General features: G+C 31.8%; 14 protein-coding genes. 9 read left to right on the plus strand and 5 right to left on the minus strand.

What is annotated here, in order from left to right:
* Positions 1–10: 10 nt before the first annotated feature.
* Positions 11–1,417 (minus strand): cytochrome P450, encoded by a 1,407-nt coding sequence (locus Q4Q39_RS18755; protein ID WP_303284111.1) that lies wholly within the window; start codon positions 1,415–1,417, stop codon positions 11–13.
* 403 nt (positions 1,418–1,820) lie between these two features.
* On the opposite strand from Q4Q39_RS18755, the gene Q4Q39_RS18760 reads away from it, so the two are divergent.
* From Q4Q39_RS18760 to Q4Q39_RS18780, 5 genes are read left to right on the plus strand one after another with little or no spacing between them, the layout of a single operon-like run.
* On the plus strand, positions 1,821–3,071 hold the full coding sequence (locus Q4Q39_RS18760; RefSeq protein ID WP_303284113.1) for an MDR family MFS transporter: 1,251 nt from the start codon (positions 1,821–1,823) through the stop codon (positions 3,069–3,071).
* Positions 3,062–3,439, plus strand: a complete 378-nt coding sequence (locus Q4Q39_RS18765) for a VOC family protein (RefSeq protein ID WP_303284114.1) — start codon at positions 3,062–3,064, stop codon at positions 3,437–3,439. The genes Q4Q39_RS18760 and Q4Q39_RS18765 overlap by 10 nt, the downstream gene beginning before the upstream one ends.
* 35 nt (positions 3,440–3,474) lie before the next feature.
* Positions 3,475–3,618, plus strand: a complete 144-nt coding sequence (locus Q4Q39_RS18770) for a hypothetical protein (protein ID WP_303284115.1) — start codon at positions 3,475–3,477, stop codon at positions 3,616–3,618.
* A 10-nt stretch (positions 3,619–3,628) separates the two neighbouring features.
* The gene (locus tag Q4Q39_RS18775) at positions 3,629–4,372 is read left to right on the plus strand and encodes a DJ-1/PfpI family protein (RefSeq protein ID WP_303284116.1); all 744 of its coding nucleotides are present in this window, start codon (positions 3,629–3,631) and stop codon (positions 4,370–4,372) included.
* Between the two features lie 3 nt (positions 4,373–4,375).
* Positions 4,376–4,879, plus strand: a complete 504-nt coding sequence (locus tag Q4Q39_RS18780) for a hypothetical protein (RefSeq protein WP_303284117.1) — start codon at positions 4,376–4,378, stop codon at positions 4,877–4,879.
* A gap of 3 nt (positions 4,880–4,882) precedes the next feature.
* Here Q4Q39_RS18780 and Q4Q39_RS18785 read toward each other — a convergent pair whose 3' ends face one another.
* On the minus strand, positions 4,883–5,326 hold the full coding sequence (locus Q4Q39_RS18785; RefSeq protein WP_303284118.1) for an Lrp/AsnC family transcriptional regulator: 444 nt from the start codon (positions 5,324–5,326) through the stop codon (positions 4,883–4,885).
* A 122-nt stretch (positions 5,327–5,448) separates the two neighbouring features.
* On the opposite strand from Q4Q39_RS18785, the gene Q4Q39_RS18790 reads away from it, so the two are divergent.
* Positions 5,449–5,844 (plus strand): hypothetical protein, encoded by a 396-nt coding sequence (locus Q4Q39_RS18790; protein ID WP_303284119.1) that lies wholly within the window; start codon positions 5,449–5,451, stop codon positions 5,842–5,844.
* Here Q4Q39_RS18790 and Q4Q39_RS18795 read toward each other — a convergent pair.
* Positions 5,841–6,272, minus strand: coding sequence for a hypothetical protein (locus Q4Q39_RS18795; protein ID WP_303284120.1), 432 nt, complete (start codon positions 6,270–6,272; stop codon positions 5,841–5,843). The two genes, Q4Q39_RS18790 and Q4Q39_RS18795, sit on opposite strands and share 4 nt — an antisense overlap.
* 465 nt (positions 6,273–6,737) lie before the next feature.
* Positions 6,738–10,178: a methylmalonyl-CoA mutase family protein gene (locus tag Q4Q39_RS18800; protein ID WP_303284121.1), complete on the minus strand. Its 3,441-nt coding sequence runs from the start codon at positions 10,176–10,178 to the stop codon at positions 6,738–6,740.
* A gap of 147 nt (positions 10,179–10,325) precedes the next feature.
* Between Q4Q39_RS18800 and purU the strand changes: the two genes are divergently transcribed.
* From purU to Q4Q39_RS18815, 3 genes are all read left to right on the plus strand, one after another.
* On the plus strand, positions 10,326–11,180 hold the full coding sequence (gene purU / locus Q4Q39_RS18805; RefSeq protein ID WP_303284122.1) for a formyltetrahydrofolate deformylase: 855 nt from the start codon (positions 10,326–10,328) through the stop codon (positions 11,178–11,180).
* A gap of 406 nt (positions 11,181–11,586) precedes the next feature.
* On the plus strand, positions 11,587–12,297 hold the full coding sequence (locus Q4Q39_RS18810; RefSeq protein WP_303284123.1) for a DUF4197 domain-containing protein: 711 nt from the start codon (positions 11,587–11,589) through the stop codon (positions 12,295–12,297).
* Positions 12,298–12,310: 13 nt separating this feature from the next.
* Positions 12,311–12,652 carry a hypothetical protein gene (locus Q4Q39_RS18815; protein WP_303284124.1) on the plus strand — a complete coding sequence of 114 codons (342 nt, stop codon included), beginning with the start codon at positions 12,311–12,313 and terminating at the stop codon, positions 12,650–12,652.
* Here Q4Q39_RS18815 and Q4Q39_RS18820 read toward each other — a convergent pair.
* The gene (locus tag Q4Q39_RS18820) at positions 12,649–13,155 is read right to left on the minus strand and encodes a hypothetical protein (protein ID WP_303284125.1); all 507 of its coding nucleotides are present in this window, start codon (positions 13,153–13,155) and stop codon (positions 12,649–12,651) included. The genes Q4Q39_RS18815 and Q4Q39_RS18820 overlap by 4 nt on opposite strands.
* Positions 13,156–13,269 lie beyond the last annotated feature (114 nt).

The following is a 13,269-nucleotide window of genomic DNA, read 5'->3' on the forward strand; positions in this document are numbered from 1 at the left end:
TGGTTTAGTTTTATTTTACTGGTACAAAAGTAATTTTTAAATTTTCTGGATACATGGTAAATTCAAATTGCTCTCTAATAGTTTCTGGCTCAACTTCTAGTTTAAAATCGAAATGCTTACATAATGTTGAAATTAATACAATCATTTCTGTTTTTGCCAAATGCATGCCTGGGCAGTATCTCGCGCCTCCTCCAAAAGCTCTCATAACACTAGGGACATGATTTTTATGCATTGGACATTCACTTTCAATCCACCTTTCCGGGATAAAACTATTAGGGTTAGAGAAATAATCATTATGCGTTTGTGCTACTTTATTCTGCAAAATAATACTAGTGCCTTTAGGTATGGATACATTTTCTACAATAACATCTTCATTGGCCTCTAAATACAATTGGGGTGTTGTTGGTTTTAATCGCATCGCTTCCTGTGCTACTGCATTTGCATATTTTAAATCGTCTACATTTTCATAAATATGTGGTACATCCTCAGAATAAACAAGTATAGCTTCTTCTCTAACCTTAACTACAACCTCAGGATGTTGCGCTAAATAAAACATGCCCCAAGACAGTGTATTAGATGTTGTATCTTCTCCTGCCAATAACATGGTAAACACATTTCCGTAGATCTCTTCATCAGTAAAATTTGCATCTTTATTTTCTACTAATAAGGCTTCTAAAAAATTTGAAGGCTGCTCTTTTAGTGCCGGATTTTCTGTTATGCGTTTTTTAGCATCATTAATAAATTCATAAATTACTTTTTCAATAGATTTTAAAGAATCAATAAGTATTTTATCTTTTTTTCTTTTGAAATACCGCCATATAGGAATTGGAGCCGTAACACGCGTATTGATCATTGGAAAAATAACTTCTAAATGCTTCTGAAAACGATTCGATTTATTATTTATAGTGTCCAACTTATGTCCAAAAGCAATCTCCGTAGTAATATCGATTGTAAATGCCATAAATTCTTTTTGTACATCTACTATAGTTCCTTGTTTAGAATAGTTTTTAAACTTTTTAAGAACCTCGTTTGTTTTATCCAGAATTACAGGATAATATGCTTTTACATTTTTTACACTTAAAGCTTCTGCTGTTGGTTTTCTATGTCGTTTCCAAGCGTCTCCTTCTGCATTAAAAACACCATCGACCCCCATCTCTTTTAAAATCTCATCAATTTTAGAAAAACGTTTAAAACCTTCAGGCCTTAATCTTAGCATTTTATTATTAAAATCTGGATTTGCTGATACCACAAATTCCTTTCCTACAAAATGTATTTTAAATAGTTCTCCACACTCTTCAACCCAACGTTCTAACACTTGATGTTTATTATAAGTATTAAACTGAGGCAAATGTCCTAATACAAGAGTTCCTTTTGGAGATTTTAAATCATTAATTTCAATCAACTCATTATCAAACATATAAACTGTTTTATTTTAATTCTAAAAAGGCTAAGAGTACTATGCTTTTTCGATATTTAAAAAATATTCTCATTTCAAAAATACAACTTAAGAATATTTTATATAGTTTTGTAACTTCAAAATAATTAGAAATGCGTTGTATTGTCACAATTTATAGAAAGCAATGGACCTCTTTAAAGAGAGAAGGTTGGGCTTGTCATATATTGTGGTGATATAAATATAATATATTACAATATGTAAAAGTCCGACTGAGAAGTCGGACTTTTTATTTTTAGTGAAACTTGAAATTTGACTGTTGCGTAGCAACTGAATAAATTTAATTAGTTGAACTAATTCTGACAAAGCTCAGGATCTAAATAAACAAAACTATATGTAAAAACAGAAACTTGAACACTTAGAACTAATGAAAACTTTATTAAACAATTACTTAAACACATTCAAAGGCTTATCAACAGAAGTATGGTGGCTTGCATTAATAACACTTATTAATAGAGCAGGTACCATGGTCATTCCGTTCTTATCATTATACTTAAGGGAGAGTCTTAATTTTACTTTTAATGATATTGGATGGGTTATGAGTGCTTTTGGTTTAGGCTCTGTTATTGGTTCTTGGTTAGGAGGTAAATTAACCGATAAAATCGGCTATTATAAAGTCATGACATTTAGTTTGCTTGCAACTGGTATGCTGTTTATAGCATTGCAATTTCTAAACACTTTCGTATCATTCTGTTTAGGCATATTTTTGGTTATGCTTGTTGCAGATATGTTTCGTCCTGCCATGTTTGTTGCCTTAAGTGCTTATAGTAAGCCAGAAAATAAAATACGATCAGTTACTTTAATTCGTTTGGCTATAAACCTTGGTTTTTCTGCTGGACCTGCTATTGGAGGTCTTATAATTACCTCGCTTAGTTATGGTGGTTTATTTTGGGTAGATGGTATTACATGTATGATGGCTACTTTAGTTTTAATAAATGTTTTGAATCCTAAAAAAGCTAAAATTCTGGATGATGTAAAAACTAAAAACCCGAAATCTGCTTATGGTGATAAAGCATTTTTAATATTTCTCGCTGCTATGGTTCTTTTTGGTATTGTATTCTTACAGTACTTCTCTACCATGCCATTATATTATAAAGATGTACATCATTTAAGTGAATTTGATATAGGCATTATTCTAGGGATGAATGGTTTTATCATTTTTGTATTTGAAATGCCTTTAATAAAATGGTTAGAAAACACCAATTTCACTAAATCTGGGCTCATGCTTTTTGGTGGTGTTCTAACGGGTTTAAGCTTTATTATCTTAAACTTTACAAATTGGGCTGGTGTTTTAATAATAGGTATGTTGTTAATGACATTTGGGGAAATGATAGCGTTTCCTTTTTCAAATGCATTTACTATGGATAGAGCGAAAAAAGGTAATCAAGGAGAATATATGGCCTTGTACAGTATTGCTTTTTCGGTAGCTCATATATTTGGTCATAATGCAGGTATGCGAATGGTAGATGCGCTTGGTTTTGATAATACCTGGTATATTATTACATTACTTGCTGCACTTTGTGTTTTCTTGTTATTTATACTAAGACACTATTTAAATGCAACAAAAAAACGTAAAGAAAAAATAAAAGAAGAAGAAAAAGAAATTTTATGGATTTAAATCAAATTACCATACCGTCTTTAGATGTTGAAAAAGCAACCGCATTTTACAAAACCTTGGGATTGCATCTTATTGTAGATGCCATCCCAAGATATGTACGATTTGAATGCCCTGATGGCAATAGTACATTTTCAATTCATAAGGTAGAGGCTTTACCAAAAGGTAACGGTATTACTATATATTTTGAAGATGATAATCTTGATGATTTAGTTGTTAAACTACAAGATAAAGGTATCATTTTTACACAACTACCAGAAGACAAATCGTATTTATGGAGAGAAGCTCACTTGCAAGACCTTGATGGAAATAATATCATTATATTTCATGCTGGGAAAAACAGAAAAAATCCACCATGGCGTATCAATTAATATTAAACAAGCGTATGAAACATTTGTTTTATATAATGAACTCATTTAGACTTTTTGGATTTAAGCGAAAATTAGAAGTTTTTGGCTATGTTGAAGGCTTTTTTGAGTTGCATAGCAGAGCTACGGAAGGAAAAAAAGACAAAAACAGAGCTGAAAACAGCAATTTTTTAGCAAATTGAAAAAGTCTAAATGAGTTCAACAACCATGCTTCTTTTTATAAGCTGTAATTCTTCTAAAAAAAGGAAAGAAACTACCGATAATCAGATACTGAAGCAAGAACATAAAAAACAGTTTCCTAAACTTGAGCCTACTAGGTATAATGTTGCATTCCTGATTATGAATGGCACTTATAATACAGAACTAACAGCTCCTTTTGATATTTTTCAACACACAATATTTAGAGATAATATCAAAGCTATGAACGTATTTACTGTTGCTAATACCGATGATGCCATCACTACTTTTGAAGGTATGCGAATACGTCCAGATTTTAATTACCTAAAAGATTCAATACCTCAAATCGATATTCTTGTTGTACCTAGTGCAGAACATCATTTGGACTCCGATTTAGAGGATATTACCATGATCAATTTTGTAAAACAGGTAGATAAAAATGCACAATTTATTACCTCGCATTGTGATGGGGCGTTTGTTTTAGCTAAGGCAGGATTACTTGATAACGCCGTTTCTACAACATTTCCAAGCGATATTGACAAAATGAGAACCATGTTTCCTAAACTGGATATTAGAAAAGAGCTACTCTTTGTTCATGACGGAAAATATATTACTTCAGCTGGTGGCGCAAAAAGTTTTGAAGCTGCTTTATATTTATGTGAGCTTCTTTATGGGAAGAAGGTGGCACAAGCTTTAGCAGGTGGTTTGGTGATTGATTGGAACCTAGATAGTATACCTCATTTAATAATTAAGAAATAAACCATGAAACAGTGGCAAAAACTACCCGTATTTCAAAAGGCTATGGAAATACAAAAATTAGTAGATTATATTGTTAAATCGGTTGAAAAAACTGATATTGATTTTGAGCAAGAAATTCAAGTTGAAATGATAGAAAATAATCTTGATTATATGCGAAAAAATTCATTGATCATTCCAGCTAAAATTGCAGGAGCTTCAGGTAAGGATATGCTATATGATATTAAAATGGAAAATGCTGCCATAATTCGTAAAGCTGCACGAGATCTCATTACTGACGCTAGTGCTATAGAAATGCACGGTTTTAAAGACACCGAATATTTAGACTTATTAAGAACTGAAATAGACGCATTTAGAATCTTATTTGCAGAGTGGGTAAAGACCTTCGACCAATGGAATTATATTATAGATCGCTGGGGACTTTTTAATCCTCCAGGGATAAATTATGATGATAAAGATCCTGATGATGATATTCCATATAATCCAGATGATACATTTGGAAATCTGTAATTTCTATTTCAACGATTTGATCTCTTTTTGTTTGACAACATCAGATAGCACTATTTGTGTTTTACTTTCACCATAAACGATAAGTTGATCTATAAATGACTCCATGTGTTTTTGGTTTTTTAAAACCACTTCCATAACAATATTTTCATCCCCAGTAATTCGATAACAATTCACAACTTCATCATAGGTTTTCACCTTTTCTAAAAATGGTTTTAGCTTTCCCATAAAAGCACGTAATGTAATGATCGCTTTTAGTTGATAACCAACTTCCAATGGAGAAACAATTGTTTTATAACCTTCAATAATACCTAGATCTTCCATCTTTTTAATACGCTCTGAAACTGCCGGTGAACTAACGCCAACACGTCGTCCAATTTCAGCATTAGAAAGACGCGCATTCTCTTGTAAACACCTTAAAATCTTCCAATTAAGCTTATCAATATCCATTTAATGAAATTTAACTATAAATAATTAAAATTTAAAGCAAATATACATTTTTACTTTAAAACCTAAAGTTGAAAATGATATCTTGTGATTAATTTTGATAAAAATGCTAAGAGAAAAAGAATATGTCATCTAATACCCCACTAAACCTATCGGAATTACCGATTTACAAAAAAGCTGTAGAGATTTTCACACTTTCTCAAAATATCTCTAAGTATCTTAATCATGATCTATCTACATTGAAAAATGATGGTACTGAAGATTCTAATATTTATTTCTCAGGTGACATTGTGCAACAATCAGTATCATTAGCTCCAGAAATTTTAAATGCAGAATTAGAGCGTTATTCAGAAAGAAAATATAAGCATATTGCTTCACTAAAACGTCTTACTAATATGCTTTATAAAAACTCATACCGTTTGGAACGCTCAAACAGTAACGGTAAAGACTTCTTACCAATTTTACGCAGCGAATTAAAAAAGTTTAAAAAACTACAGCGTACTTGGTTACTAACACTTTAATCAGGTAGTTTTATAAACTTTTGCCCACAAGGTTCTATACACAGATACCAAAGTATTAAGTTGGCTCCTTCTATTTTATAAAACACTTTAGGTTCAACAAAATTAGAATCACAGTCATTAGGTATAATTTCTCCATCACTAAAATCACTTCCAGAAACAGCGGAATAAGTACCTGAACTTTCATCACCAACTTGAGAACTCATAAAACATAAAATACCATTTATTGTTACTGTACCATTGCTAAAAAACTCAATAGTTCTATTACTATCTATTGAATTAAATACACCGCTTCCATCTCCTGGGTCTGAAAGCTGTTCGATTAATTTCCATTTACCAAGTAATTCCGAGTCTTCTTCTTTTGGTTTGCTATCATCAGATGTGCAATTTATTAACACTAAGGAAAGAAAAATTAAAATACCCTTTTTCATTGTTATAGATTTTTAAGGTTTTATCTTTAAGATGATTAATTTTGAAAATGGTTGCGTTAATTAATATAATTTATATGATCATTTAGGATTAAACGACTAGCTCGCTTTTGCTTTGATAAAAAGAGGGTATTAAGTTTATAAGTTTTCTTTAATGAGATCCCTCGACTGAGCGCGGGCAATGTTATTAAGTTAAGAAAATTTATGTCTGTTCGAGCGCAGTCGAGAACTCATCATTCTAACAAACTAAAAGGTTTCGACTGTGCGCTCAACCAGACAATTGAGGCTCTAGAAACTCTTAACTTAATGACATTGTGCGCGCAAGATAAGCGACTCACACATTTTTTGCAAAAAAAGCAAAAAGTGGTTACTTTGTTTATAAGATTCCTTTGATGAGATCCCTCGACTGCGCTCGGGATAAGCGATTCACACACTTTTTGCAAAAAAAAGCAAAAAGTGGTTCGCTGCTTACATATTACGTCTGTACTGTCCTCCTACTTCAAATAATGCACTCGTTATCTCTCCTAAAGAACATACTTTGCATACTTCCATTAATGCTTCAAAAATATTTTGATTATTAATAGCTTTTGTTTGCAATTCTTTTAATAACGCTTTTGTATCATTTGCCTTATGAAGGTTTTCTAAGGTTTTTATTTGAAACTGTTTTTCTTCTTCTGTAGCACGAATAACTTCTTTTGGAAGCACTGTGGGAGATCCTTTAGAACTTAAGAATGTATTCACTCCTACTATCGGGAAATCACCATTATGTTTTAAAGTTTCATAATACAAGCTTTCTTCTTGAATTTTACTACGTTGATACATGGTTTCCATAGCTCCTAAAACACCGCCTCTCTCAGTAATTCTATCAAATTCAAGTAATACTGCTTCTTCTACTAAATCGGTTAATTCTTCAATAATAAAAGATCCTTGAATTGGATTTTCATTTTTAGCTAAGCCCAATTCTTTATTTATAATAAGCTGTATTGCCATAGCACGGCGCACCGATTCTTCGGTCGGTGTCGTAATAGCTTCATCATAAGCATTCGTATGTAACGAGTTACAATTATCATAAATAGCGTACAATGCTTGTAATGTAGTACGAATATCATTAAAGTCTATTTCTTGTGCATGCAAACTACGACCAGATGTTTGAATATGATACTTAAGCATTTGTGCTCTGGTATTAGCATCATATTTATGTTTCATGGCTTTAGCCCAAATTTTTCTGGCAACACGTCCAATAACAGCATATTCTGGATCGATACCATTAGAAAAGAAAAACGATAAGTTTGGTCCAAATTTATTAATGTCCATACCACGACTTAAATAATACTCTACATAAGTAAATCCATTAGAAAGTGTTAAAGCCAACTGCGTAATAGGGTTTGCTCCTGCTTCAGCAATATGGTAGCCAGATATAGATACAGAATAAAAATTACGAACGTTATTTTCAATAAAATATTCCTGAACGTCTCCCATTAATCGTAAAGCAAATTCGGTTGAGAAAATGCAGGTATTTTGAGCCTGATCTTCCTTCAAGATGTCAGCTTGTACTGTTCCCCTTACTTGAGAAATTGTTTTTATTTTAATATCATTATAAACATCTAATGGTAATACTTGATCTCCCGTAACACCCAACAACATGAGTCCTAAACCATCATTCCCTTCTGGTAACTCGTCATTATACTTTGGGCGTTCTTTCCCTTTATATATCCCTTCTATTTTAGCTTCTATTTCTTTTTCTAAGCCTTTTTCTTTAATATAAATTTCGCATTGTTGATCTATAGCTGCATTCATAAAAAAGCCAAGCAACATAGGTGCCGGACCATTAATAGTCATACTTACAGAAGTCATAACATCAGCCAAGTTAAAACCTGAATACAGTTTTTTAGCATCGTCTAAACAGCAAACTGAGACACCGGCATTTCCTATTTTTCCGTAAATATCTGGACGATGATCCGGATCATTTCCATAAAGTGTCACACTATCAAATGCAGTAGATAAGCGCTTTGCTGGCAACCCCTTGCTTACATAATGAAAACGGCGATTTGTTCGCTCTGGCCCTCCTTCTCCTGCAAACATACGTGCTGGATCCTCTCCTGTTCTTTTAAATGGATACAACCCAGAAGTAAAAGGAAATTCTCCTGGAACATTTTCTTGTAAACACCACCGTAGAATATCTCCCCATGCCTGATATTTAGGTAATGCTACTTTTGGAATTTGAGTATGTGATAGGGACTCTGTATGCGTGTCAATCTTAATTTCTTTATCTCTAACTTTAAATGAATAAATTGGGTTTTTATATTTGTTCACTTTGTCATTCCAACCAATAATAACTTCCCAATTATAAGGATCTAAATTAAGTTTTACTCTATCAAACTCCTTTACTAATAAATCTAGAAATGATTTATTACTGTCATTCTGAGCTTGTCGAAGAATCTCTTCATGATTTAATCCAAGCTTTTCCAGAAAAGACCTTTCGATAGTATTTGACTTAACATTTGTAACCGAACAAATTGTTTTATAAATACCATAAAGTTTTTGAGCAACTTCAACTTGGTTGTTTGCTCTTTGATCGTAAGCCCTATTTGTTTCAGCTATTTCAGATAAATAACGGGTTCTTGAAGGTGGTATCACAAAAATCTTCTCACTCATTTCATCAGATATAGCAAATGTAGATTTTAAATCTGCTTCAGCTTTGTCTACCAACTTATCAATAACGGCTTTATAAAGCGTATTCATTCCCGGATCATTGAATTGAGAAGCAATGGTTCCAAAAACGGGTAATTCATCTTGAGGCACATCCCAAAGATTATTATTACGCATATACTGCTTTTTAACATCACGCAATGCATCTAAGGCACCTCGTTTATCAAATTTATTGATAGCAACTAAATCTGCGAAATCAAGCATATCGATTTTTTCTAGCTGTGTTGCAGCTCCAAATTCTGGAGTCATGACATACAACGATACATCAGAATGCTCTATAATTTCAGTATCAGATTGTCCAATACCTGATGTTTCTAAAATAATTAAATCGTATTCAGCGGCTTTTAAAACTTCGACGGCTTCATTTACATATTTAGATAATGCCAAATTAGATTGACGTGTTGCTAAACTACGCATGTATACACGAGGTGAGTTAATGGCATTCATACGAATTCGATCTCCTAACAAAGCACCTCCCGTTTTTCGTTTTGAAGGATCAACCGAAACAATACCTATTGTTTTTTCAGGAAAGTCAATTAAAAACCTTCTAACCAATTCATCTACTAAACTAGATTTACCTGCACCCCCAGTTCCAGTAATACCTAAAACGGGTGTTTTAGAACTCTTATTTTTTAAATGAATTTTATCTAAAGTATCTTTAGCTACTTCTGGAAAATTCTCTGCAGACGATATAATCCTTGCTATTGATTTCGGTAACTTTTCTTCTATTGTATTAATTTCCCCATTTAAAGTATCTCCAATTGCAAAATCTGATTGTTTAACCAAATCGTTAATCATGCCTTGCAATCCCATTTCACGTCCATCATCTGGAGAATAAATACGGGTAATACCATGATCCATCAAATCTTTAATCTCAGAAGGCAGGATTACGCCGCCGCCGCCGCCAAAAATTTTGATATGACCAGCACCTCTTTCTTTTAATAAATCATGCATGTACTTAAAATACTCATTATGACCTCCTTGGTAAGAGGTTAAACAAATGGCATTTACATCTTCTTGGATAGCAGTATTAACAACCTCTTCCACACTTCTATCGTGCCCTAAGTGAACCACTTCAACACCAGTAGCCTGAATAATTCGGCGCATGATATTTATGGATGCATCGTGTCCATCAAATAATGATGCTGCTGTTACTATTCTTACTTTATGTTTGGGTTTATATGGCGCTTGTTGTTTCATTCGTAAAGAATCTTTGTTTTAAGTGTTGCAATTTACGAAATATTCAAAAAAATAAGCTATTCACGTAAGATTATCTAAAATTATTATATGAACTATTTCTTATCTATTTTTTAGATTAATTTTGGTGGCTAATTGATTTTTAGTCATATGAATAAGATTATACTTTTAATCCATTGTAAAGACCGTTCTAACATTATTGCTTCTGTAACAAACTTTATTGCCAAAGAAGGGGGCAACATTGTATATATAGATCAACACGTAGATAGAGAACAGGACATCTTTTTTATGCGTTTAGAAAGCGAATTTGTAATAGATACTTTCACTACAAATGGTTTTAAAGAATCTTTTAAGAACACTTTAGCCAATGAGTTTGAAATGAAATGGCGTATTTATTCTTCGAAGATCAAACCAAAAATGGCCTTATTTATTTCTAAATATGATCATTGCTTATACGATCTTTTAGGGCGCTATAATTCTGGCGAGCTCAACTTAGAAATTCCTTTTATAATAAGTAATCATTTAGATTTAAAACCTATTGCTGATAATTTTAAAATTCCGTTTCATCATATTCCTGTTACTAAAGAGACAAAAAGTGACGCAGAAAACAAACAATTAGAATTATTAGAAAGTCACAATATAGATTTTATAGTTTTAGCTAGGTATATGCAAATTGTTTCAGGTAAACTTATTAGTAAATATCTTAATAAAATAATTAACATTCATCACTCTTTTCTCCCTGCTTTTGTTGGTGCAAAACCATACCATTCAGCATACAAACGTGGTGTTAAAATTATTGGAGCTACAAGTCATTATGTTACCGAAGAACTTGACGCAGGCCCAATAATCGAACAAGATGTAGCGCATGTATCCCATACGCACTCTATTCAAGATTTAATTGCAAAGGGACGTGATTTAGAAAAAATTGTTCTAGCCAACGCTGTTAAATTACATACTGATAGAAAAGTGATGGTTTATAATAATAAAACTGTTATTTTTTCTTAAAAAACAACAGTCTTTTCTAGACAATAAACAACTGATTTTCAATACATTTTATTTCTTTCTGATCTATTAAATTATTTTCCGGTATTCTTTTTTATAAAAATGTGACTTTTCTTTTTTCTTCGTGTCTAATGAACAAGGTTTAAGATAAAAAACCCATTACTGTAAAGTTTAAATGGAACACTAGTGGGATTATTTAGTTTGTGCAAAAGGCACCTTACTCTCAAGGTGTCTTTTCTTTTTAATTTCTTCTAATCAAAATAGACTAAGATGAAAGATTGCGATAACAATTCCAACTAAAACCTTAAGGATTCTTTTTGAATACATCCTAAAAGCATAATTAAGTATAAATTTGAAATGGTTTAACATCTAAAACATATATTTGTTAAACATATAAAACCTAGAAAAAATGATTCGTAAAATTTTAGCAGTCGTGTTAATCTTTAACCTTACTGCATGTGCAGAACTACAACAAGTTGTAAATCAATTACCTCAAGATACTGGTGGAATTATTGGCAATACAGAAATTGCTTCTGGATTGAGACAGGCTTTAGACTTAGGAATAGATAAACAAGTTACTAAATTGACACGAACTGATGGTTTTTTTAAAAATGAATTAGTAAAAATAGTTTTACCTCAAGAATTACGTAAAGTAGACAAAACGCTTAGAGATGTTGGTTTAAGCAAATTAGCCGATGAAGGGTTAAAGGTACTCAACAGAGCTGCAGAAGATGCGGTAAAAGAAGCAACACCCATTTTTGTTGATGCTGTTAAAGGCATCACATTCGCAGATGCTAAAAATATTTTGCTTGGTCAAAATGATGCTGCAACTCGGTATTTAAACAGTAAAACTCAAACAGCTTTATATAATAAATTTAGCCCTGTTATAAAGAACTCTTTTAGTAAAGTTGGAGCAGATAAAATTTGGAGCAATTTAATTAATAAATATAATAATATTCCTTTCACAAATAATGTGAATCCAGATTTAACAGATTATGTTACTGGTGAAGCTTTAAAAGGCGTATTTACTATGATTGCTGTTGAAGAAGCAGAGATTCGAACTAAGCTATCTTCTAGAACAACAGATTTATTGAAAAAAGTTTTTGCATTGCAGGATTAATTTGTTTTTTATCATGGATTTAAATAGAGTTAGTAAACTTTCCAATGAGCAATTAATAAAATTATACAAGAATCCTAACATTGATAATGAAATTAAAGAATCTTTATTAAAAGAGATTAAGCTAAGAGAACTAGAAAACTTAGAATCTGAAATTTCACAAAAAGAAGTTGAATTCACGGAAATCGAAAAATTCAAGCTTTTATTCTTACCTTTCTTATACCGGTATCACCAGAAAATAATGTTTAAAGAATCGTGGTCAAGAAAACGTGACAAACAATTTTGGAATTATATTACAAAAGGAATAATTTTATATACTTTCCTCTTATTAATTGGTTTATTACTTAGGAACCATTAATTAGATTTTTTATACAATCCGTCAAAGACCACACTAATATCTTTACCATTGGCAATGGTTTCCCAATATTGTCTAACAGAACCATCGTCATTTAAAGTCCAGGTAACACGATGAAAATATGAATTACCATCTTTATTATTAGCAACCTCTGTTTTTAAAATCATCTGGTTATCAACTCTATTTCCTTTTAAATGTAAACTTCCTCCTTGGTTATCAATCCAGATTTGTTCCCATTGCTCAGTAACACTATTATAAAAATTATTACTTGTGCCTGTAAAATGTCCTTTGGCACTTGTCCAGTTTTCCCTTAAAATGCAATTATTCTGAATTTTATCGATCTCATTTTTTCCAACAATCTCTCCTTTAGTGTTAGTAACCGTCCATGATCCTAACCAGAAGTCAAATTCGTTATTTTTTTCATTACAGCATTTACAATTTACATCTTGAGCATAACTCGAAAATGAAAAAAGTAACATAAAAAAGACGTTTACATATAATTTCATGGTTCACAATTTTTGTTGATCAACTAAAATTATTGTTTTTTTTATAACCGATAGCCTAATTAACAAATGTTTATAATTATCTGAAGATGAGTCTGATTTAGATAAATAATTCTA

It is taken from the genome of Flavivirga amylovorans (assembly GCF_030540875.1).
In the GTDB taxonomy this organism is placed as follows: Bacteria; Bacteroidota; Bacteroidia; order Flavobacteriales; family Flavobacteriaceae; genus Flavivirga; species Flavivirga amylovorans.

Bases quoted from the DNA above. Each gene is read 5' to 3' on its own strand.
- Q4Q39_RS18755 (WP_303284111.1), bottom strand. From the start codon at position 1,417: ATGTTTGATAATGAGTTGATTGAAATTAATGATTTAAAATCTCCAAAA.
- Q4Q39_RS18760 (WP_303284113.1), top strand. From the start codon at position 1,821: ATGAAAACTTTATTAAACAATTACTTAAACACATTCAAAGGCTTATCA.
- Q4Q39_RS18765 (WP_303284114.1), top strand. From the start codon at position 3,062: ATGGATTTAAATCAAATTACCATACCGTCTTTAGATGTTGAAAAAGCA.
- Q4Q39_RS18770 (WP_303284115.1), top strand. From the start codon at position 3,475: ATGAACTCATTTAGACTTTTTGGATTTAAGCGAAAATTAGAAGTTTTT.
- Q4Q39_RS18775 (WP_303284116.1), top strand. From the start codon at position 3,629: ATGAGTTCAACAACCATGCTTCTTTTTATAAGCTGTAATTCTTCTAAA.
- Q4Q39_RS18780 (WP_303284117.1), top strand. From the start codon at position 4,376: ATGAAACAGTGGCAAAAACTACCCGTATTTCAAAAGGCTATGGAAATA.
- Q4Q39_RS18785 (WP_303284118.1), bottom strand. From the start codon at position 5,326: ATGGATATTGATAAGCTTAATTGGAAGATTTTAAGGTGTTTACAAGAG.
- Q4Q39_RS18790 (WP_303284119.1), top strand. From the start codon at position 5,449: ATGTCATCTAATACCCCACTAAACCTATCGGAATTACCGATTTACAAA.
- Q4Q39_RS18795 (WP_303284120.1), bottom strand. From the start codon at position 6,272: ATGAAAAAGGGTATTTTAATTTTTCTTTCCTTAGTGTTAATAAATTGC.
- Q4Q39_RS18800 (WP_303284121.1), bottom strand. From the start codon at position 10,178: ATGAAACAACAAGCGCCATATAAACCCAAACATAAAGTAAGAATAGTA.
- purU (WP_303284122.1), top strand. From the start codon at position 10,326: ATGAATAAGATTATACTTTTAATCCATTGTAAAGACCGTTCTAACATT.
- Q4Q39_RS18810 (WP_303284123.1), top strand. From the start codon at position 11,587: ATGATTCGTAAAATTTTAGCAGTCGTGTTAATCTTTAACCTTACTGCA.
- Q4Q39_RS18815 (WP_303284124.1), top strand. From the start codon at position 12,311: ATGGATTTAAATAGAGTTAGTAAACTTTCCAATGAGCAATTAATAAAA.
- Q4Q39_RS18820 (WP_303284125.1), bottom strand. From the start codon at position 13,155: ATGAAATTATATGTAAACGTCTTTTTTATGTTACTTTTTTCATTTTCG.